The following is a 22,572-nucleotide window of genomic DNA, read 5'->3' as shown; positions in this document are numbered from 1 at the left end:
ATGAAAAAGTATGTGAAATTTTAGCTGTTTTTCTTGGTTTTCAACATAGGAGAACATCTTAACACAGGGCATAAAAGTATTGTCTGGTTGTGGGATGCAGTCGGACACAAAACAAAAACGGGATGAGGCGTTGCCATTGGACGAGTCTATGACCCCCGAAGCCCAACCCATCGACCCCTGCCCTGGGAGGGTAATTCACCCAACTTCCCTAGAGAAGAAGAATATAGCATCTCACCATGGATCGCACTTTTGTTCCCAAACTATAGAACTGTACCTAAAGAAACGGCTAATGTGCATGCATTTACTTTTATACCCATAGTTCACCCCTGAAGGGCAAACAGCTATACCATTACTGGAAATGTAGCCCAAATCAAAAAATCGTGGACATCGCCATACCCGCCGAGCCCCCTGTGATTAACCTAGTTTTTCAGAAAAAAACAACCCGCACTACCAAAATAGAAGCGATTGATACCACTACCCAGAGTTGTATGAAAACCTCGGTTTCCACAGTTAAAAAAATGCGGAACATCCTCTGCTCCGCATTTTTCTACACTTTTAGTGAGCGAATCAGTTCCCAACGAACAACCGCGGTTGAGACTGATCACTGTCACGCTACTTTCCCTTTTTCCAGCTCGCTCTTCCGCCTTTGGCAGAATCAACAGTAATGGAATAATTGGATCCTGAAGACACAATCCACTTTACTTTTACCCCGGTCATCCCTGGGATGTTATCCACAGCGATTTTCTCAGGTGAGTTTTTCTGCTCCTTTACTCTGTTAAAATCTTCATCTTCCACCACAAAACCTGCAAGCACTTTGGCTCCCGAAAGCGTAACATAATCAGGTCTTTCTATTTTATACTTTAGATCCTGACTTGCGTGTGTAGGCATCAGTCGTTCATTGAAGATAGTCGCCGTAATAGATTTCAATCCTCCACCCAACTCTTCTTCCTTCACATCCAATACGGACAATTTTGGAGTATGATAGGCATGATAGATCGTGAAAGCAATATTCCGATGAGCATCTTGCTCAAGCAAAAAGCCTGGATGTGCGCGTCCAAAATTCTTTTTAAACCCTCCTATTTCCACAGTTCCGAATTGCGGATGCTCAAATTCATGCCAGTTCACAAAGGCATCACCCATAGTCAGAAACTCATCTACTTCAAACTGCTCATTTTGCCCTCCAGACTCTTTATTAAAATATAGATACGGCACCATCAATTCATTGGAAAAGGTAAATACTCCCCGCACCCCATAAAACCAATCAAGCTCACCGCCGAAAACAGAGTAGAGATCTTTGTAAACGGTCAGGTAGCGATAGCCTGGAATCATTTGTTCTCCTTTGTGTCCCAGTGCGTCATAGATTCGGATATCGTCACGATTATAAGTACTCACATCTTCTTCCGCTCCCGGACCCCGAAGTATCATGCCACCGGAATTATGAAAACTTTGAGCTCCGGCGATATTCGGGTGTTTCATTACAAATTCCATCACTGAGCGGTTTTCCGGTAGAGTAAAGGGATACTTCAATGCACCGCGCTGTATGTAGTCAGGCTGCCAGTTCCATCCCCAATCTCTATTTGGATCATAATAACCCACTCCGTCATCATTTACACGGCCATCTCCATCACCATCTGTTCCTTCCTGACCGAGCATTTCATACACGCCTATTTTATCAGATCCCACCATAATCAGCTTACGGGGATCTTGGGGATCTTTTATATATCGCCCGGTGGGAGACTTTCTGATCATCATAGTGATGTGACCATCCCCATCCAGATCATCCATTCCATCCTCACCGGCAACTCCATCACCGTCGTTGTCCAGGATCATCATCCCAGACCGGGGAGAATGCGCAGTATTTGGACTGAGGAAATAATCATTCCTTGCATCTGGATTGATTGTGGGGGTAATGTAAAAAGCTTTATCTTTCAAAAGCTGCCGAATAAATTCATTGTCAGCGTACATTTCTGTAAGATACCAAGCACCGTAAAGGGAGAATTCTCCACCCTGAACTTCGTTGGAATGTATATTCCCATCGATCCACATTCCCGGCTTGTCAGCATCTTTTCCGGTAGAAAAGTCCGTAATAGTCAGCGTCATAATATCACGTCCCTCATATGATTTGCCGATAGACTCTAACTTGGCCAGATTAGGATGTGCTGCTGCTATTTTCTTCATATTATCCACCAGCCCCTCATAGGTATAGTACCTGTTGAAAGCAATTTCTACTTTAGGATTATGCGGGGTACCTATGGCACGGAAAAACTTCTCTTGCGCGTCTGCATCGTTACTGCTCAGGCTAAGTCCACTTACAGCCAGAGCAAAGAAAATTTTTATTGTTTTTATCTTTTTCATGGCTTAGAGTTTTATAGTTTGGGAAGTGAATCCGGCATGTGAAGCACCCGCTTTTACCGTTACATTTCCTCCTCCCTTTATGATCCAGCTCAGACTGGCTTTCTCATATGCTCCAATAGAATTCATGAGCTCGATTTTATTCCCCGAGACAATATTTTCAGGATCAGCATCTATATCTATTCTGATTTTGCGTAGCCATCTGGATTTCTCCCCCATTTCCGAATGTGTAGGAAGGCTAGAATTATTGAAAAGATCTAGCGTCACTCTACTAAGCCCATTTCCCAGTGGTTCAGTTTTTACATTATGGATTTCCAATTTTGGGTGCATCTCTGCCAGTTTTAGGATGAACTCCGTATGCTGATCCGCGATTTCCGCTACCTCTTCAAAAGGAGGGTTTGTCATTACAAAAGGTTTGATACCTCCGACTTCCACTTTTTTGCCTGGAAAATCAGGGTGCTGAACCTGTGCCCATGGGACAAATACATCGTTTCTACCAAGAGAATCCGCCCGGGCAAGGAAATTGGCCTCAGCATTTGATTTTCCCTTGTCCGTAGAATCCTGGAATTCCGGGGTCCAATAACCTGGAGTTCCAAAGCTTAACCTTCCAAAGTGAAAGTAAGCCCATTGAAAAAAGTCGCCGTCTGTCCCTTGGTTGTCTTGCCGATATGCTTTTTGATCCACAGTCTCCTTATAAACTTCTGAAACCATCGCATTGATTGCCTGGTCTTTCTCCAAAATGGATGTCACAACCCGTTTGCCGGCATTACCTGCATTGTACTTAAGCGGTGAGGATAAGTTATTGGCAGGGGAAAATGTGACAAATGCAAAAATATTCCACTGCTCAAACAAATAGTCCAACAAAGCTCTTGATTCCTTTTGTGTCACCGGCATATCTCCAGCCAAAGGCTCAAAGACAGGGAATTTATAAGTCAGGGACTTATTGAATGCAATTCCTTCTTTCAGATCTTCTGCAAATTCCCCGTCTTTGTCATCGTCTTTGGACTCTTTATACAGCAAGTACTTTCCAGCTTCACCCTTCGATTTGTCAGCTTTCACAAGAACTCTTTCATCTTCCTTTGAAACGATATAATCACCCATAGGATCCTCTATACGCATCATAGTGATCATGCCGTCATTATTAAGATCGGTATAGCCGTTGCCGCCTGGGGTTCCATCTCTATCATGATCTACAGATACAGCATTTCCCCTTCTTTCATATTTCAGCGAAGCATGATACTGCTCGTATGCATCGGGGGACATATTCGGAAAAATGTAAAAAGTAGTGGTCTCTAGCGCATCTGCATGATCTGATACCAGCTTTTCGGCAAATTGAACAGCAAGTTCTACGCTCAAAACGGTATAACCTTCTACTCCACCGACCACTGCTATAGCAGGCTTTTCGTCCAGTTGTCCGGCACCTACTTTCAATACCCAAATATCTTTCCCTCCGTCCGTTTTGGTGAGTGAAGTGAGTTCAGCAGAGGCATTGGAGGCCACACGCTGCAGTCGCTGATTGAGCTGGGCAAGTGTTGGATAGTCAGACTGAGCAAGAGCTGCTCCCGATATACCCATTCCGCCGATCAGCAACCAACTGAGTAATGTTTTTTTCATAAGCTTTCTATTTGTCTTTTAAAGTCCATATGGAATCTCGCATGGTAGCTAATCATTCCTATGTGTGCTTCATGTAACACGCTCGATTTCATAAATCGTTTGGGATTTAGTTTTCTGACCGGTCGATTTTTCAAAAAGACCAGTACTTAAATTTTACAAAAAATCAGAGATAAAATCATTGTTCCTTTTTGTGTCTGGGGAAATGTCACTTGAATGGGAATTGCTTGTGATAAATGGAGTTATGATACAAGTGTTGGACAGGTGGGAAAAATTCGCTTATTTAAGGGCATCACCTTTTCAAAATGTATCAAAAAGTAGCCCTTGCCATAGCTTTTTCCCCCAGGATGGAAGCTTTAATTTCTGAAACCAAGCGACTCGTGTTACTTTTCGGCTCGGACCTGATCCTAATCCATATTGGTAAAAAGACTGATGAACTGGAGGCCAAACTCGAGGAGATCATCTTCAAAACCGGTTTGGACAAACTTAAAACCGAGCTAATCTGGAAAGAGGGAAAGCCTGTGAAAATGATCCTTGAGGCATGTAAAGAGCAAAAAGCCGATTTGCTGATAGCAGGAGCGCTTAAGCGTGAGGGTTTGTTGACCTATTACATGGGCTCGGTTGGAAGGAAAATCATTAGAAAAGCTCCTTGCTCTGTTTTGACCCTGATCGAGCCAAAGGTGGAATCAACCAGTTTCGAGAAAATAGTAATTAACGGAAGCCAGCTCGACATTACCCCGCATGTGATCAAAGTAGGGATCGATTTTTCTAAACAGGTGAAAGCTGATCAAGTCCATATCCTAAATGAAATAAAAATGTATGGACTGCAGATGGGGACTGCCTGCGAAGACTCCGAGGACGAAGCTTCCCAGACCCGGCGCCAGCTTGTACAGGACGAAGTGACGTATGTGGAGGGTATTCTACAGAAAATTGATCAGGGCAATCTGAAGACAAATATTAAGGTTACTGGAGGAAGATGGGCTGTTGAGCTGGCACGATTCTGCGAAAAAATAGATGCTGACTTGCTGGTGGTTGGTGATGATTATAAGTTGAATTTTTTCGATAGGATTTTTCCCCATGATTTGGAAGACCTATTGAGCACTTTGCCTTGTAATTTGTTAATCGTAAAAAATTAAACCTCCATGGAAACATTAGACCATAAGGAGGTAATTAATTTACTCCTCCAGCTAGCATCCATTCTAATTCTGGCCAGAATCTTTGCCGAACTTGCACGTAAATTTAAACAACCTGCTGTAGTAGGTGAAATATTTGCGGGGATTATACTAGGACCTACCATACTTGGAAATTTCTTTCCCGGAGCCCACGAGTATTTATTCGGTGCTCATGAGATGACTAATATTGCCTTTGATGGCTTTGTGCAGATTTCGGTTGTGCTATTGCTCTTCATTGCAGGTCTGGAAGTAGAACTGCACATTGTGTGGAGTCAGGGTAAAAAGCCCCTCTATATTGCGGTAGCCTCCATGGTTTTACCGATTATGGCAGGTTTCGTGGTCGCCTATGCATTTCCTGAGTTTCTGGGAGTGAATATTAATGACAGAATAATTGCCTCCACCTTTTTTGGACTTGCCATTTCCATCACGGGATTGGCTATTGTAGCCAGGATTCTCATGGATCTGAACCTATTCAAAACTTCATCAGGCCTTCTAATCATTGCAGGAGCTATGATCGTGGACGTCTTGGGATGGCTTATTTTTTCCGTGATTTTATCCCTATCTGAATCCAGCAATGATGGCTTGGGGGTTTGGCCTACAATCGGGCTGACGTTCCTGTTTACGTTGGTGATGCTGACTATTGGCAAGGGACTGATTAACAAAGTCTTGCCATGGATCAATAAAAAGCTGGCTTGGCCAGGTGGTCTGCTTTCCCTTTCTCTGGCCCTATGTTTTCTGGCGGCATCTTTTACAGAATTTATTGGAATCCATGCTATGTATGGTGCTTTTATAATAGGTGTAGCACTGGGTGATTCGGAGTATTTGACAGAAAAAGCCAAGGAGATTTTACACCAGTTTATCAATAATATTTTCGCCCCTATCTTCTTTGTATCCATTGGATTAAAGTTGGACTTTATCTCGGGATTTGATCCGGGGATAGTAGGAGTTGTGATAATCGTGGGACTGCTGACCAAATATTATGGAGCTTATTTTGGGGGACGATTGGCGGGAGTTCCGCGTAAAGAATCTATCATCGCAGGCTTTGGTATGAGTACAAGAGGGAGCATGGATATAGTGCTGGGACTGATAGGGCTCGAGAACGGCCTGGTGACTGAGCCACTTTTCATAGGTCTTGTAATATTGGCTATTATAGCCAGTATGAGTGCCGGGCCATTGATTGGTTGGGCGAGAAATCTGAAGGTTTAGAAAATGAGTATCAGCAAAAATTCATATCTCAGCTCATCTTCCAGCTGACTTCCTTCGTCAGGTGAGTACTAACTAATCGGGGAAGTCTTCGCCAATTTATAGTTACTTGGGGCATTCTTTACCCTTAATCATCTATTCATGCACTTCAGGAAATTAAAAACCAGAGTTGATAAAAAGCTGCATTAAAGCCATTCAGGCACTATCAAAAGTTAATCCAAGTTAAAAGACACTGAAACGGAAATTAATAGATCGGGGTGGATTTGAGTTTGTGGCTTAGGTTTTACTAACCAAAACGACAACCACATGAAATACCTGAAAAAATTAAAAATCTCCTCGTTAGCCCTGATGACTTTATGCCTGATGGCAACCGTATCGATGGCTCAGCAAGTAACTCCACCTGAAACTCCAACCGAATCCACCGAAAATTTCTCTGAAAAAGAGATTGAGACCTTCGTGAAAATCAATAAAGAGATCATGCCTCTGCAGGAAAACATACAGACCGATATGGTCAACACAATTGAGAAAGAAGGAATGGAAGTGCCAAGATTCCAAGAGCTCGCCCAGGCACAGCAGGGAGGCAAGTTGCAGGAAGTTTCTAAAGACCCAAAAGAATTGGAGAAGTTCAATGCCGCAGGTCAAAAGATAATGAAATTGCAGGAAAACCTTCAAGGAGAAATCGAAAAGGTGATCGATAACAACAAAATGTCTACGGAAAAATTTGAGGCAATTTATATGGCCTATAATAGCAATCCGGAAATCAAGCAAAAAGTAGATAAGTTATTCTCTGGAGACACCTGAGATGTATAAATGAGGAATTCTGAAGAAGCCCGGCTGATGTCGGGTTTTTTTTATGGTTGAAACTTTCAATGAGGATTTGGCCAATTCAATGGAAAAAAACAGAACCAAAGCGCTACTTTTGGGTTCTCAATCGGAAATCCTCACAACAAACGCATTCATGACTAAAACCGGAAAAACCGGAATTTTGCTAGTGAACCTGGGAACTCCAGACAGTACCGCTACCGGCGATGTAAGAAAATACCTTCGCGAATTTCTAATGGACGGTCGTGTGATCGACATCCCATATATCAACAGATGGTTGCTGATCAACCTGATCATAGCACCTTTTCGTGCGCCCAAATCAGCACACGAATACCGTAAACTCTGGACAGATCGTGGCTCTCCCCTACTTTTCCACACCGAAGATCTCAGAGACAGATTATTGGAAAAACTCGATCCCAAGCAATATAAAGTAGCTATTGCAATGCGCTACCAAAGTCCGTCAATAGAAGCTGGTCTGGAAGAATTGCGAAAAGCCCATGTGACCAAAATCATTGTGCTGCCACTTTTCCCCCAATATGCCTCTGCTTCAACTGGCTCTGTTCAGGAGAAAGTAATGGGAATAGCAAGTACGTGGCAAATCATCCCGGATATTTCATTTATAAGTAATTTCATCGAGCATCCATTATTTGTGGAAGCCTGGGCCGAGCGCGGCAGAGCTATGCTGGAAGGCAAAGCATACGATAAGATTCTATTCTCTTACCATGGACTTCCTGAGCGGCAGATCCTCAAAGGCTCAGTGGATGGCTATTGTCAACTAGGCTCTTGTTGCAACAAATATGGTGCAAAAAACCACTACTGCTATCGCGCACAATGCTTTCAGACGACACGGCTGATTGCCGGCAAATTAGGAATTCCAGAAGAGAAAACAGTAAATTGTTTCCAGTCTAGATTAGGAAAAGATCCTTGGGTGAAGCCATACACGGATGAAGTGATTTCTGAATTGGCTGCACAGGGAGTGAAAAAAGTACTTGCATTTTCTCCCGCTTTTGTCGCTGATTGTTTAGAAACCACTGTTGAAGTAGCAGGTGAATACCGGGACAAATTTCTTGAGCTGGGCGGCGAAGAATGGGATTTAGTGCCAAGCCTGAACTCGGAAGACACCTGGGTGGAATGTGTGAAGGCAATGGTGTTGGAGCATTCCTGAGCGGCTTTTTAACCTCAGGAGGCGCAGCGTTTTTCTCGGAGAACACGGTTGCCCAGCTTCTCCAGAAGCTGGGCTTTTATATCAAAAAGCATAAAGCAGTCTGAAGACTGCGATAATTTAAGTCCAAGCTATGAGACTTAAACTAATCTCAATTTGAACCGAATTCTCTGATGATATTCAGTTGCACTCCTGCGGAAACAGAATCTTTGCGGTTAATTCATTCTCCTCGGCTGACAATTCAACTTTACCCCTCTTATACATCCAATTTGCAGAGAACCTATTAACTTTGCCCCATGAACGAGCGATATATGCAGCGCGGAGTTTCCGCCTCCAAAGAAGATGTGCATCAGGCCATTTCCAATCTTGATAAGGGACTTTATCCCAAGGCATTCTGTAAGATCGTGGAAGACACACTTGGCAACGATCCTGAATACTGCAATATCATGCATGCGGACGGTGCCGGCACCAAATCTTCCCTGGCTTATTCCTACTGGAAAGAGACTGGTGATGTGAGTGTATGGAAAGGTATCGCCCAAGATGCCATTATCATGAATACCGATGACCTGCTTTGCGTAGGCGCCATCAACAATATCCTTGTTTCTTCTACCATAGGCAGAAATAAAAACCTTATCCCTGGCGAAGTGATCTCTGCCATCATTGAAGGCACAGAAGAGGTACTTCAGATGTTGCGGGACAACGGAGTAAATGCTGTGCTGACCGGTGGAGAAACTGCCGATGTCGGGGATTTGGTACGGACAATAATAGTGGACAGTACCGTAACGTGTAGAATGCGTCGCGATGAAGTGATCTCCAATGACCAGATTCAAGGTGGGGATGTGATCGTAGGATTGGCTTCTTTTGGTCAGGCAAAATATGAATCATCCTACAACGGCGGAATGGGAAGCAATGGACTGACTTCTGCCCGTCATGATGTGTTCAGCAAAGTATTAAAAACAAAATACCCGGAGAGCTTTGATTCTTCAGTACCGGAAGACCTCGTTTACTCAGGCAAATATAACCTTACTGATCCAGCTCCCGGAGCACCTGTGAATATTGGAAAGCTTGTTCTCTCCCCTACCAGAACTTATGCTCCTATTATGGTGGACGTGCTGAATTACATGAGACCTAGAATTCATGGGCTGGTTCATTGCAGTGGTGGGGCTCAGACCAAAGTGCTTCACTTTGTGGATGACCTGCATGTGATCAAAGACAATCTTTTTGAGACGCCTCCACTTTTCCAAATTATCCAGGAGGAAAGCGGTACCGACTGGAAGGAAATGTATAAAGTTTTCAACATGGGCCATCGAATGGAAGTTTATCTTGATGAGCGTTATGCTGAAGAGATTATTGACATCGCCGAATCCTATGGCGTAGAAGCTCAGATCATCGGTCGGGTAGAACCTTATCAAGGCAAAAAGGTGACTATCCATAGCCCTCACGGTACGTTTGAATATTAAGACAGCATGAGCGTTAAAAGTATCTTATTAAAAACAACAAAAGTCCTATGCTGGACTTTTGTTGTTTTGGTGGCAATTGCCCTGATCGTGTTGACTAAAGTAGATCGCTCTTCGATTCAGGATCAGGACTTTTACAAGGAAACTTTTACACGATTAAACAACACTACATTTTCTAAATCAAAAGGGGAAGCCTGGCTTGCCGGCTGGTCTAGCGTCAATATGACTCCAAACGAGCCGGCAGACTTGGTCGGCTATGCACCCAGAGGAAAATATGAATTCGTACAGGACAGCAGTTATGTCAAGGCATTGGCTCTTTCCAATGGTAAAACGAGAGTAGCTTGGTTGAATTATGAATTGCTGATTGTTCATCCTGACTTGGCCAAACAAGTTCAAGATGCTGTCCACCAAGCAAACCTTCCGATTGACCAACTGATTTTCACCGCCACACATACGCACTCAGGAATGGGAGGCTATATGCCCGGCCCCATGGGGGAAATGGCTTTTGGAGGTTACGACCAGAGCATTGTGGAGCTGATGGTTTCGCGCAGTATTTCTGCGTTGCAAAATGCAATTGCTATCCAAGACACGGTTTCTATTACCTATCGCAAGTCAGATGCAGGTGATCTGGTAGCCAATAGATTTGTCAAGGACGGCTCCACAGATCCATTTGTACGTCAACTTATTCTTAGCAAAAAGTCTGGAAAAAAAGCCACTTTCCTTACCTATTCCGCACATGCAACCACCTTAAGCACCAAATTCATGGGCTTATCCGGTGACTATCCTTATTACCTCACCAAGGATCTGGAAGCCGGTGGGTTTGACTTTGCTATGTATGCAGCTGGAGCAGTTGGGAGCCATAGGCCACTGCGGCCAGGAAATACTCCGGAAATGGTAGAGCTATATGCGCATCAACTGGATTCTGCACTGAATCTAAACATGACCTATTTTGATGCTGTCAAAACCCCGAAAGTAATTACAGGCACTCTTCCCATCTCACTTCGGGCGCCACATCTTCGGGTTACGGATAATCTTCGGCTCCGCCCATGGTTATTCAATTACCTGCTAGGTGATACCAATGCGCATTTGGACATCACCCAGATCGGCAACACGCTAATGATTGCTTCCAGCGGAGAGCTCTCGGGGGTTTTCTATGAAAAATGGGAAAAGCTGGCACAAAGCAAAGGACTGAACCTGATTATTACTACGTTCAATGGTGGCTACATCGGCTACATTACTCCCGACGAGTTATATGACGAAAAATTCCATGAAGTGCGTGAAATGAACTGGTATGGCCCGGGAAACGGAAAATACTTTGATGATATGATTATGACAATCATTAAGAAGTCTGCCCCTTAAAGGTTCGAAAAGTCCCCACATAGGTAGTTTTTATCCAGTTGAAAAAGCGCCTTCCACGTTAATTTTGTGAAAACTTAAATGCTATGAGATCCTCCACACTGAAAAGTATCTATCAATGCAAGTGCCCGCGCTGCCATAAAGGAGATATGTTTTTGCGTGGCAAACTATTCAATCCAGCTAAGTTTTCTATCATGAATAAATCCTGTGCGCATTGTGGACAGTCTTTTGAACCAGAGCCTGGGTATTACTTCGGAGCCATGTTCGTCAGCTATGGGATCAACACTGCGTTGTTCATTACTGCATGGGTAGCGCTATCTGTACTAAAACCTGACTACTCCCTTAGCCTCCTTCTTTCCTTGCTCGGAATCACGGTACTGATTTTTTTACCCTTTATTTATAGGGTTAGCAGAGCTATATGGATAGCGATTTTTATTTCGTACAAAGGTGAAGATATACCCAGTTCATCCTGACTCTTTCCTTTAGATGAAGTGCGTATATTTGGGGTATCCAGCGTTTTGAAGATATCCTGATTATGCCGAGTAGTCCCCTTCCTATATTTCATATTCCAGACTTTTCCCCGGACACACTGGACTCCTCCCATTTTTATTTTGCCCAGCTGAAAAATCACCTGGCTACGCACAAGTTTATTCAAAAACCGCACAAGCATGATTTTTACATTATTGTGGTTTTCACCCAAGGTAAAGGAAGTCATACCATAGATTTCAAAACTTTCCCCGTTGAGCCGGGGGATGTGTTTTTCTTAAGTCCGGGACAGGTTCATTCCTGGAAACTTTCGGCAGATTCGGATGGATATATCCTTTTCTTCAGTGCTGACTTCTATACTGCTGCTTTTTCCCGGAAAAGGCTGAACGAATATTCCCTTTTCAACTCCATTTTAGCCTATCCCAGACTGGAAACTGACTCCGCTCAGGCAAAAGAGATCACTTCTTTTTTTGAGAAAATTGATCAGGAAAACAGTCAACCTACCCTGTTCACAAAAGATCTATTGAGAAATTACATTGATATCCTCCTCGTCCTTTTGTATAGGTTCAAGGTGAGCAAAGGTTCTTTTTCCAAACAAGAGAAATTGATCCACAATCAATTTCAGGAATTAGAGCTACTAATTGATACGCATTTTAAAAAGCATAGAGAGGCTAGTTTTTATGCGGATCAGATGAGCATGAGTATGAAACAACTCAATACACTCTGTAAAAACACAGTCTCTAAAACTAGCTCTCAACTGATTCTGGGCAGAGTTATCTTGGAAGCTCAGAGACTTTTGACGCACTCGGATTTGAACGTATCGGAAATTGCCTATGAACTGGCATTCGATGACTCTTCCTATTTCAGCAGATTGTTCAAGAAGAAAACAGGACATACCCCTGAGCAATTCAGAAATAAAATGGCAACCAATTCACTTTGACCTCCAAACCTGGGCTTTGACCCAGCCTTCCATGAAAAGTCTCTCATCTGTTTTCACAAAACCCCTTTTAAAGAAAAGTTTTTCATATTCAGGAAGATCATTGCGATGATGACCAACGACTACCCGAAAGAAAGTGATCATTACCTGGTTTAAGAATTGTTGCCTATGGCTTTTTGGATGAAAAAAATCTGAAAATACAATCCTCCCGTTTGTATCCAGTACTAACTTGATTTCTTCTAAAAGTAGCTCTATTGCTTCGTCAGGCATGGTATCCAGCAAGAAATGGAGCCAGACTTCATCAAACTTCTCCCCAGCCTTGAAATTTCCGAGGTAAAAATCCAATTGGCTCAATTTGAGATTTTCCTTTGCTTTCTTCAGCATGCTGCTGGACAATTCCCAATATTCCCCGGAAATATCAGGTGCAATTTCCCTATAGTCCAGCCCGTCTCCTCCCCCAATAATCAACACACGCTTTGACTCCGTATCTTCTAGCAAACATAATTTTGACTCCTTCAGCTTTTCACCAAAAATGAGCTTCACCAGCGAAGAATACCACGCTGTAAGCAAACTATACTTATCTTTCACTAGTTTAAGGAAATAAATTAACTGCCAAAATAGCCTTTTATGAAGAATCTATTTAAAACCATCGGCGGATTACGCCAACTTTTATCCAGTGTCGATCTCGATCAAATCTCCAAACTCTCCCAGAAAGTAGATCTTTCTAAAATGGTCGGGCTAGTGTCCCAAATGAGCGAAGAAGATCTTTCAAAAATGATGGGGATGCTCAAAGGTGGCAGCAAACCTAAAGCAATTCCACCGATCAATGGGGATTTTTATGAGCTGGGAAAGACTCTTCCCCATCATGAGCGGGAGATACAGCTTCGGGTGCGGGAATTTATGGAGCGGGAGATTAAGCCTATTGCCAATGATTACTGGAACAGAGGAGAGTTTCCCATGCAGATCATTCCAAAAATGGCAGAACTCGATATTGCCGGACTGACCTATCAGGGGTATGGCTGCCCAGGACATTCTGCTCTGTTGGAAGGGTTTATTGCAATGGAAATGGCAAGAATAGACACGTCCATTTCTACTTTCTTTGGCGTTCAAAGTGGCTTGGCCATGGGATCTATTTATTTGTGCGGATCCGAAGAGCAGAAACAGGAATGGCTTCCTCCCATGCAAAAGCTGGAAAAAATAGGCGCATTTGGCTTGACAGAGCCGGAGGTGGGATCGGGTGTAGCAGGAGGATTAACCACTACCTGCAAACGAGAAGGTGATGCCTGGGTACTCAATGGACAGAAGAAGTGGATAGGTAATGCCACCTTCTCAGATATGACGATCATCTGGGCCAGAGACTTGGAAGATCAGCAGGTGAAAGGCTTTATTGTAAGAAAAGACAATCCCGGATTCAAAGCAGAAAAGCTAGAGGATAAAATGGCATTGCGGACGGTGCAGAATGCGCTGATCACAATGACCAATTGTGAAGTACCTGAATCAGATCGCTTGCAGGAAGCCAATTCATTCCGTGACACGTCGAAAGTCCTGCGCATGACCAGAGCTGGCGTGGCGTGGCAAGCGGTAGGATGTGCACGGGGAGCTTATGAACTGGCACTGGCTTATACCAATGAGCGTAAGCAATTTGGAAGACCCATTGCATCTTTCCAGCTTGTACAGGATCTTTTGGTGACTATGCTCGGCGATCTCACAGCTATGCAGACCATGGTATTCAGACTCTCGGAAATGCAGGACAGTGACTTATTGAAAGATGAGCATGCTTCATTGGCTAAAGTATTCTGTACGCTTAGGATGCGCTCCATTGTGGATCATTCCCGGGAGTTATTTGGAGGAAATGGTATTTTGCTCAGACACGATATCGCCCGGTTTGTCGCAGATGCAGAGGCAGTATATAGCTATGAAGGAACCAAGGAAATCAATTCATTGATTGTAGGCAGAGCTATTACCGGGCATAGTGCGTTTGTCTAAAGCAAAAGCAAAAGCGCAGGAACCAGAAAGGCAGCTTCCATCCGCATACGGATTTGTTCTGCTTTTAAGTTTGATCTGAAAAAACTCAGGTAATGTAAAAGGAGCATGACTACTAGTAAGCTCGGAAAGATCCTATAGAAAGAATTCACAAGTATTACCCCTAAAAAGGAGCACAAAATCAAACCAGTCACGAGTTGTCGGATTCTATTGATAAGTTTCTCTTGGGGTATTTTGGTAGCTATTGATGCAAAGCCAGCCTCTTTGTCATATTCGGCATCCAAGCTGGAAAGCATGATCAGGTTCAAATAAGCCAGTCCCATGTATAGAATAATCAATCCAAAAGCCGTCCAGGTATAATCTATTTCAGGCGTTTCATACCATGGAAGCCAGGAAATTCCGATCACATAAAAGATTGCGGAGCTCAATTCTTTCAATCGGGTCTGCTTGTCTGCCAGCTTCCTTATTGCAAGCATGATCAATAAAATCATGATTGCCAACCCAGCACCAAAAAACAGCTCATTCGAAAAACCGAAGAACCCTATTGCCCCAATCAGCCCAATGACACCAACTATTCCCAGTATCATCAGCAATGGTTTTTGATAGATCAGATGAAAATGATGCCTGTCCTCTCTATGAACTGAGGTGAGTTTTCTGGCATCCAGCAGGTGATCAGCGGTATAAATACACCAAACAGCCATTCCTAGCAGCGCATATTCTTGCCAGACCAACTCCACTCTCAGGACGCTTGCAAAAAACAGCATCCCGGCCATAGCCCCTAGGACTACATCAATGGAAAGCCACGTAATGCGCTGATAAAGTTTAAAGAGAAACTGCACGGATTAAAGATAAGGTGAATAGGCAAAAGTCCATAGTTGATCGCAATGATGTTAGCTATAATTGGTATTTTAACGGCCAGTTCTCAAATAGATAAACCTAAAATTAAATCCTTAATTATGAAAAAACTGAACTTGCTTTTAGTCGCTCTTCTCGCTTTCGCCGGTATTTCTTTGGCGCAATCTCCCATCAAAATAGCCTGCGTAGGCAACAGTATCACCCAAGGCCCGGGCAGGGACAACCCTGATAGTTACCCCCTTCAGATGCAGGGCATTTTGGGTGAAGCATATGAAGTAGTCAATTTTGGGGTAAGTGGTAGAACTTTATTACGTAAGGGAGATTATCCGTATTGGAACGAGCCACAGTTCCAGCAAGTGAAGGATTTCAAAGCTGACATACTAATCATCATGTTGGGAACAAATGATTCTAAACCCCAAAACTGGCAGTATGCTTCAGAATTCAGACAGGATTACCTGGATATGATCGCAGAGTTTAAGAAAACCATGCCCGCAGATGGTAAAGTATATGTGATCATGCCGGTGCCGGTAACCCGTGAAAACTTTGGAATCACTCCTGAGGTAATGAACAATGAGCAGCGCATGATGATCATGGATATCGCCAGAGATTCAGGTTCCGAACTGATTGATCTCTACACTCCTTTAATGAATAAAACTGAATTGCTTCCTGATGGGGTTCATCCAAATACTGAAGGATTGGGGATTATGGCCAGTGTGATTGCAAGGGCGATACGATTGTAGAATCTTGGATGTCCGGTATGAAATGACCGATAGATGTTTCTTACCCTCCAGGTTTTTTAAGCTTGGAGGCTTTTGTTCTCTTCGGTAGTTAGTGTGAAACAGATGAAGATATTACATCCTCCCACTAAGAGGAGTTTGCAACTCCGCTTTTCTATTTTTAAGGATTTGCAATCCCTCTGAACAGTTCACACCCTCCTGAAATCGCTTCACTCACCCTCTCTTTTAGCATTACAGTTTAACTCAAGATTTCCTGCATCAAGTTTCACTAAATTGACTGGAAGTTTCAATTTACCTTTAGCAAATTACCAAACCTCCACTACCGAAAATCCAACCGGGGATATTCTAACATTTTTTGTTCAATCAGAAAGAACTAGCAATCTTATTTTCTTCTATTTGCCTGTCACTACTGAATTCATATATTTAGTCAGTCAAAAACCCAAAAAATGATTATTCTAACAGAACAGGGTATTCTGGATTGTGATGAGCGATTCCAATCATACCTGAATTTAAGAAACATTTAAGTGAGCTTAAATGGCCAGATGATTTTCCTTCTAACGCATGGGTACTGTGGGCTTTATGCACAAGGTAACCAAGCTATTGAAATTCAACGCATCGCGGCCCACTTACCTAAAATCTTGTTGAATAAATCCATTTGCCTAGGCCGAAGGCTATTTTTCTTTACCTAATCCATGCCTTTAATTATAACTATATATAGTCTTATTTCCTTAATTTTTGGCTTTACGCCTCCTCAATCATCTTTACCCGGAGGATTAAAATTCCATGGAAGTGAGCAAGCGATAAATCAGCGGACATCCTACACTATCTTTGGAGACAATACCAAAGAATTTTCAGACCATTTTGCCATTGAGTGCAGCTTATCTTTGTACCCGACAACGGAAATTGGATACATCCTCCGTATCAAAAACAGGGAAAGCAACAGAATATTTAATCTTTTCTACGATGGTCAAGGCAACAATCTGGTTTTTAAATTCAACGAAGAAGGCAAAGACAACCTGATAGTTGCGCAGATGAACAAGGATGAATTGCTCAATAGGCAGTGGTTTAAAATGAAAATTTTATTTGACCTAAAGAGCGATTCTATAAGTCTGGCAATAAACGACCAGCTCTTTTCGGTGGGAGATCAAAAGCTCGGAAGCACTTATTATCCCATCATTTTATTTGGTAAAAGCGATCATGTCATCGACGTTCCATCTTTCGCTATTAAAAATCTTACTGTAGAAAGTACAGAAACCTACAGTTTCCCCTTACTGGAAAACGAAGGCAACCTCGTCCATGACATCCACGGAAACCCCGTAGGCAAGGTGTCAAATCCTGACTGGCTTAAGAACTATGCATACCACTGGAAACATCAGGTTTCCTTTAAATCACAAGCTATAGCAGGTTCAGGTTTTAATCCCAAAAAAAAAGAAATATACTATTATAATAGAGACTCCATACACCTATATAACGTTAGATCCGGTGAAACCAAAATTGAAGTCTTTAGGCAAAAATGTCCTGTAGAGCTGATATTGGGCACAAATTTCATAGATACAGCACGAAACAAACTATACACTTATGAGGTATATTACGACACTCCCTACGATGGCCCCACAGTAGCAAGTCTTGATCTGGACACGTTCGAATGGACTGTTGAAAGCTATGAGCAACTTCCTACCCAGCTTCACCATCACGGTTCATATATAAACAAGACTACTTCAGAATACACCCTATTCGGGGGCTTTGGGAATATGAAGTACAGTAAGAGTTTCTTTTCTTTCGATCTAACTAAAAGAGAATGGGCTAAACCGGAAGACTTTACAGGTGATTTTTTATCCCCCCGATACTTTTCTTCCTTAGGCTATCAACAGGAGAATAATTCACTTTACATTTTTGGTGGTATGGGCAATGAATCCGGTGAACAGGCAGTGGGTAGAAAATATTATTACGATTTATATCAGGTTGCTCTGGGCACGAACCAGGTCACAAAACTTTGGGAAATTCCTTGGGAAAATGACAATGTGGTCCCGGTGAGAGGGATGGTACTTTCCAATGATTCCACTTTATTCACGTTGCTATACCCTGAACATTTCTCCCAATCAAAACTTAAGCTCTATAGGTTTTCCCTCAAGGACGGCACCTATAAAATACTTGGCGATTCCATCCCGATTATCTCGGATAAGATCACCACAAATGCCAATCTGTATTTTGACGCTGGGCTTAATAATTTATATGCTGTCGTTCAGGAGTTTGAAGATGATATTTCCTCCGAATTAAAGGTTTATTCTCTCGCATTTCCTGCCATTACATCAGCTGAACTGTCAGATTTTCCGATGGATAAAAGCGACACGAAATTGTGGCAAATTCTCCTTTTATGTGCATCAGCGATTGGTATTGGATATCTATTGCTCAAAAAGAAAAAGCCAGTTGAGAATTATACTGCTGAGCAAATCAGCATAGAAGCTACCCCGAGGACAGAAAAGACATCACGTGAGAATTCTATCTATCTTTTTGGCAACTTCACGGTGAGAGACAGGAAAAACAGGGACATCACCTATATGTTCAGCGCCCAACTGAAACAGGTTTTTTGCCTAATATTACAATACAGCAGCACTGAAGACGGAATTACCTCCCAGCACCTCAGCAATTTGATATGGCCGGACAGACCAGCGGATAAGGTAAAAAACTCAAGGGGTGTCACTATTAATAACCTGCGCAAAACTTTAAGTGAGCTTGATGGAATAGAATTAATCCATGAGAAGGGCCATTACAAAATAATCTTTCACCAAGAAGCCTATTGCGATTACATGAGATGTCTGGAAATAGCTTCCTCACATGAAATGGATGTAGTCAGAGATGAATTTGCGGAAATAGTAAGCCGCGGTAAATTTTTGTATCTGGCAGATGATTATTTGTTTGATGAATTTAAAGAAGAAGCGGAAGCTAAACTTGAACCCGTACTTTTAGTCGAGCTTGAAAACAGTTTTGTTACAGGGGCCTTTCAGACAACCATTGACCTGGCAAAAGCCATATTCAATATTGACCCCCTAAATGAGGTGGCTTTGGCCTACGAAATTAAGGCAATGCTGAAGCTGAAAGCGCATGAAGAAGCTAAGATTAAATACCGGGCATTTGCCATTGAATACAAGAAAGTAACAGGAAACGAATATTCCCGCACGTTCACGAGTTTAAGCAATTGAGTAACAGTACAATCCTAAAGACGAATCGCCAGACTGGAATTCTCAACAATCGACCTTGAAAATCACCAACCCAGCTTTACATGGACTCCATCAGGATTGTTTTCAAAACCCAGAAAACAGGTTTTGCTAGCTTCATCCCATGAACTCGTTGATTCCACTGGGTTACCGTCTTTATCCTGCACGGCTATTACCTGGGCTTCTCCGGGTAGAAGTACCCGCATTACATTGGTTGTGTTTAACGGGCTTTTGGCTACAAAAGCATAGGATTCCTTTGTTATTTCTTCTTCATAGATTCTCGCTGCCGTTGCCAAAACCTGCGGTATCTCCGGGTTTTTTACGTTTGCAATATTGTAAAGAAATGCCTGCTCTCCCGGGTTCACCTGTTTTACATCCAGAACTGGAATGGTAGGGTCAAACAGATCTATCAACTTTCCCTCAATAGTATAAGGGGTCTGATCGACGTTTTCATTAACTACAGAAATAATTTCATAGGGCCCCCTGGTAAGAGAGAAGTGATTCTTGAATTTTAGTTTTTCAGCATTCGATCTTGATTCAACTAATTTTTTTACGGTATTGACAAATTCCGTATCACTATTTGCTTCCAGGACAAACTCTTTCGGATCTTTTCGCAAAATCACCACCTTCCCCTTTCCATAGGAATATTCACCTTCACCAAACGGTGCTTTCATCCCAAGTTCCTGAAACAAATCTTCCGAAGGAGCCTTGAAATTATTTCCATTGGTATTCCACCATTCCTGTACAGTTTGAAAGGGATCATTGTCCCTACCGCAATACACCAGAATGCCCCCGTTCTTTACCCACTTTGCAAGGTAATCATGCGCTGTCTGCTCCATAGGTTTCATATTGGAATAAGACATGATCAGTATTTTTATATCCTCCAAAGTCTGCGTGAATGAAACATTTTCTATATGGACTGTTTTCACAGGGACACCGCGCTTTAATAACGGCAAAGCTTGTCCATAGAAGTTTGACAACTGCGGGTCATCGTATCCCTGATGGGTAGGAAATCGCTGAAACATAAGTGAATTGGACATGAGAATCCCTATTCCCTGGGATCCGCTCACTTTATTTTCAGATAAAGGCATATCGTTTAGCGTATTGATCATAACCTGCATCTGGGTGGAATAAAAACGGGGAATCCGCTCCTTCTCCTCACTGTCTGCGCTCGTACGATAGGTGCCTTCATATATCCTGTCCGGCCACGGCATCACTTCATAGTCAGCGATCCTGGGATAGAGCAGTTGTGCTGCAAAAGTAGCCTGGTAGTTTTTCTTATAATCTGCCCAATCCCGTGGCCAATCTTCTATTGGATCAGTCAGGAAATACATCTTTCTCCCGGTAGGCGCGGTCATAGACTCCATAGATCCATATTCCAGGAAAGCGGTTTCAAATACGCGCTCTTTTTCCTGCCCGTTATAATAATTGGGCTCGCGGGAAGTCCCCGTCCAAACTTGGGCAATATAGCCATCAACACTCGGTAAAGACGCCAGACTTGCCTCGGGGCTTACGATCATCCACTGAGAATAATTCACAAGCGAATGCGTAGGGACATAACACCTTACATCCAGACCTATGCTTTTACCGTATTCCTTTGCATAAGAAAAGCACTCTTCTACAGCCCGATAGTAAAGATGGTATTTCAGTTTGTTTGACAGGTAGGTATTTTCCGGAGATTCGTGCTGCGCCCTCCAGTCAAACCCATAGTATGCCTTCCACTCCCTTTTGAAAGCTTCGCTATAACCAGCCCGCGCCCAAAACTCAGGCTCCTCAAGGTAAATGGCATCAATTCCGGCGTCAATTGCCCGTTTGATCACTTTTTCTTTCATGTACTTTATGAAGTTGTTGGAAGGGACGATGTAAGGAACCATGCGACCGTGCCAGATTGTATCACCCTTTTGGGTAACCTGTCCTTCATCGAGATGCCACTCCCCATCCCATTCTCCGGTGAAATAATCCTGGTATTCCCCCCATGCGATCCCACTCATAAAATGCGTGGTATAGCCTCTGTCACGCCAGGTCTGAACGCGCTCCTCAAAAGTCAAACTTCCTTGCCTATGATGGTCTTTCACACTGTAAACTAACGCCACGTCCGCCCGCACATCGGTCACGGGCTTCCAGGGATTTGATGTCTGAAAGGCGGTCTTTTCACCTTTCCTTTCTGTTGGCTTTCTGCCATTCTTCTGGGATATAGAACATCCTTGAAAGAATAGGGCTAACAGTAGAAATAATAGAGTTGTTTGTCGCATGGGCATAAAAGTTCATTGAAAACTGGTAAATCAGAAATAAACGGGCTAGGGAACATTTTCGGCTGACAATTTTAATAGGGTAATCTTTTGAAAGGGTAAAAGTTTAAAGCCACTTCCTATGAAATGGCTTTAAACGTTGTAAACTATCAGTAGACCAATACTTGTCGGGGCTCATTGTAGTTCCATCGTCTTGTACCACTACCTCTAGGCGTATCGTAATTGATCCGTGCAGCTGCGCGCACAAAAACCATCCTTCCTTCAGGAATGGTACCATTGGACTCAATAGTAACTGTCTCACCCAGCATGGAATTGAATGAAGAACCGGAAAATTCCATCTGACTGGACCATCGCTCGTCACGTGCCCGATAGCCTACTGTGGAAGAATAGCTCACAAACAGCTGAATGTCTGTAACATTGGTAAAACTGTTGCTATACCCACCCATAGGTTCAATCTTGGAGCGAAAATCCTCTTCGGTTATGCCACGGGTGACACGCACCTGCGCTCTCACTTTGCCGTTGATCACTTCCGGTTCTTTTACCCACTCCACATTCAAGAAGGGCTGGACTTCGAAACTGACGCTGGCCTGCCCATTGATAGCTATTGTCTGCGTATCGTCCGCTATCGGAACCCCACGGTCATCCTCCCGAACCAAGGGAATAAAGGGGCCGTCAATTCTGACATTATAGGTTCCGGCAAACAGCTTGGTATTCTGGAACGTACCATCAGGCATACAAAAGAAATCCGGGTTGGGAACAACATTGTCCCCCCAGCTCACTTCAGTCAGCCTCACACGTATGCCTTCACTTCCCTGATCGGTAAGTATCGGCTGGCCAGTTTCGACATCCACCACTTCTCCTATAAGCGTTTCGTCTGGTAGGTCATAATTGTCCAGCTCAAACATGCTGCAGGAATTAAGGGAAAACAATGCGAATAGTGCTAAGTAGATTAATATATTCTTCATCTTCTAGAAA

17 protein-coding genes are annotated in these 22,572 nt (G+C 43.1%); 11 read left to right on the top strand and 6 right to left on the bottom strand.

What is annotated here, in order from left to right; all coding sequences use genetic code 11:
* Window positions 1-612: 612 nt before the first annotated feature.
* Window positions 613-2,355 carry a M14 family metallopeptidase gene (locus AS141_RS18515; protein ID WP_082632358.1) on the bottom strand — a complete coding sequence of 581 codons (1,743 nt, stop codon included), beginning with the start codon at window positions 2,353-2,355 and terminating at the stop codon, window positions 613-615.
* A 3-nt stretch (window positions 2,356-2,358) separates the two neighbouring features.
* Window positions 2,359-3,966 carry a M14 family metallopeptidase gene (locus AS141_RS18510; RefSeq protein ID WP_057939178.1) on the bottom strand — a complete coding sequence of 536 codons (1,608 nt, stop codon included), beginning with the start codon at window positions 3,964-3,966 and terminating at the stop codon, window positions 2,359-2,361.
* Window positions 3,967-4,268: 302 nt separating this feature from the next.
* On the opposite strand from AS141_RS18510, the gene AS141_RS18505 reads away from it, so the two are divergent.
* From AS141_RS18505 to AS141_RS18470, 8 genes are all read left to right on the top strand, one after another.
* Window positions 4,269-5,099 (top strand): universal stress protein, encoded by an 831-nt coding sequence (locus AS141_RS18505; protein WP_057939177.1) that lies wholly within the window; start codon window positions 4,269-4,271, stop codon window positions 5,097-5,099.
* A 6-nt stretch (window positions 5,100-5,105) separates the two neighbouring features.
* On the top strand, window positions 5,106-6,341 hold the full coding sequence (locus AS141_RS18500) for a cation:proton antiporter (protein ID WP_057939176.1): 1,236 nt from the start codon (window positions 5,106-5,108) through the stop codon (window positions 6,339-6,341).
* 303 nt (window positions 6,342-6,644) lie between these two features.
* Window positions 6,645-7,139 (top strand): DUF4168 domain-containing protein, encoded by a 495-nt coding sequence (locus AS141_RS18495; RefSeq protein ID WP_057939175.1) that lies wholly within the window; start codon window positions 6,645-6,647, stop codon window positions 7,137-7,139.
* Window positions 7,140-7,296: 157 nt separating this feature from the next.
* A complete protein-coding gene (hemH, locus tag AS141_RS18490; protein WP_057939193.1) occupies window positions 7,297-8,325 on the top strand; it encodes a ferrochelatase in 1,029 nt (342 codons plus the stop codon).
* A gap of 293 nt (window positions 8,326-8,618) precedes the next feature.
* Window positions 8,619-9,782, top strand: coding sequence for an AIR synthase related protein (locus AS141_RS18485; RefSeq protein ID WP_057939174.1), 1,164 nt, complete (start codon window positions 8,619-8,621; stop codon window positions 9,780-9,782).
* A 6-nt stretch (window positions 9,783-9,788) separates the two neighbouring features.
* Complete coding sequence (locus tag AS141_RS18480) at window positions 9,789-11,138, top strand: neutral/alkaline non-lysosomal ceramidase N-terminal domain-containing protein (protein ID WP_057939173.1); 1,350 nt, start codon at window positions 9,789-9,791, stop codon at window positions 11,136-11,138.
* A gap of 83 nt (window positions 11,139-11,221) precedes the next feature.
* On the top strand, window positions 11,222-11,608 hold the full coding sequence (locus AS141_RS18475) for a DUF983 domain-containing protein (RefSeq protein WP_232424960.1): 387 nt from the start codon (window positions 11,222-11,224) through the stop codon (window positions 11,606-11,608).
* A 62-nt stretch (window positions 11,609-11,670) separates the two neighbouring features.
* The gene (locus AS141_RS18470) at window positions 11,671-12,561 is read left to right on the top strand and encodes an AraC family transcriptional regulator (RefSeq protein WP_057939172.1); all 891 of its coding nucleotides are present in this window, start codon (window positions 11,671-11,673) and stop codon (window positions 12,559-12,561) included.
* Here the strand turns inward: AS141_RS18470 and AS141_RS18465 are convergent.
* Window positions 12,553-13,146 (bottom strand): class I SAM-dependent methyltransferase, encoded by a 594-nt coding sequence (locus tag AS141_RS18465; RefSeq protein ID WP_057939171.1) that lies wholly within the window; start codon window positions 13,144-13,146, stop codon window positions 12,553-12,555. The genes AS141_RS18470 and AS141_RS18465 overlap by 9 nt on opposite strands.
* A gap of 39 nt (window positions 13,147-13,185) precedes the next feature.
* Between AS141_RS18465 and AS141_RS18460 the strand changes: the two genes are divergently transcribed.
* Entirely contained in the window at window positions 13,186-14,544 is a 1,359-nt protein-coding gene (locus tag AS141_RS18460) for an acyl-CoA dehydrogenase family protein (protein WP_057939170.1), read from the top strand.
* Here AS141_RS18460 and AS141_RS18455 read toward each other — a convergent pair.
* The gene (locus AS141_RS18455; protein ID WP_157243529.1) at window positions 14,541-15,380 is read right to left on the bottom strand and encodes a hypothetical protein; all 840 of its coding nucleotides are present in this window, start codon (window positions 15,378-15,380) and stop codon (window positions 14,541-14,543) included. The genes AS141_RS18460 and AS141_RS18455 overlap by 4 nt on opposite strands.
* 117 nt (window positions 15,381-15,497) lie before the next feature.
* Here AS141_RS18455 and AS141_RS18450 point away from each other — a divergent pair, with 117 nt between their 5' ends.
* Both AS141_RS18450 and AS141_RS18445 read left to right on the top strand, forming a co-directional pair.
* The gene (locus AS141_RS18450) at window positions 15,498-16,136 is read left to right on the top strand and encodes a GDSL-type esterase/lipase family protein (RefSeq protein ID WP_057939168.1); all 639 of its coding nucleotides are present in this window, start codon (window positions 15,498-15,500) and stop codon (window positions 16,134-16,136) included.
* Between the two features lie 689 nt (window positions 16,137-16,825).
* Window positions 16,826-19,333, top strand: coding sequence for a Kelch repeat-containing protein (locus AS141_RS18445; RefSeq protein WP_057939167.1), 2,508 nt, complete (start codon window positions 16,826-16,828; stop codon window positions 19,331-19,333).
* A gap of 62 nt (window positions 19,334-19,395) precedes the next feature.
* Here the strand turns inward: AS141_RS18445 and AS141_RS18440 are convergent, their stop codons facing one another.
* Entirely contained in the window at window positions 19,396-21,600 is a 2,205-nt protein-coding gene (locus AS141_RS18440; RefSeq protein ID WP_057939191.1) for a hypothetical protein, read from the bottom strand.
* A 146-nt stretch (window positions 21,601-21,746) separates the two neighbouring features.
* Window positions 21,747-22,562, bottom strand: coding sequence for a DUF3823 domain-containing protein (locus tag AS141_RS18435; RefSeq protein WP_057939166.1), 816 nt, complete (start codon window positions 22,560-22,562; stop codon window positions 21,747-21,749).
* Window positions 22,563-22,572: the final 10 nt, after the last annotated feature.

Origin of the sequence: Algoriphagus resistens, assembly GCF_001442615.1 — a bacterium.
GTDB lineage: Bacteria > Bacteroidota > Bacteroidia > Cytophagales > Cyclobacteriaceae > Algoriphagus > Algoriphagus resistens.
This window is presented reverse-complemented; position numbering and strand designations above follow the sequence as displayed.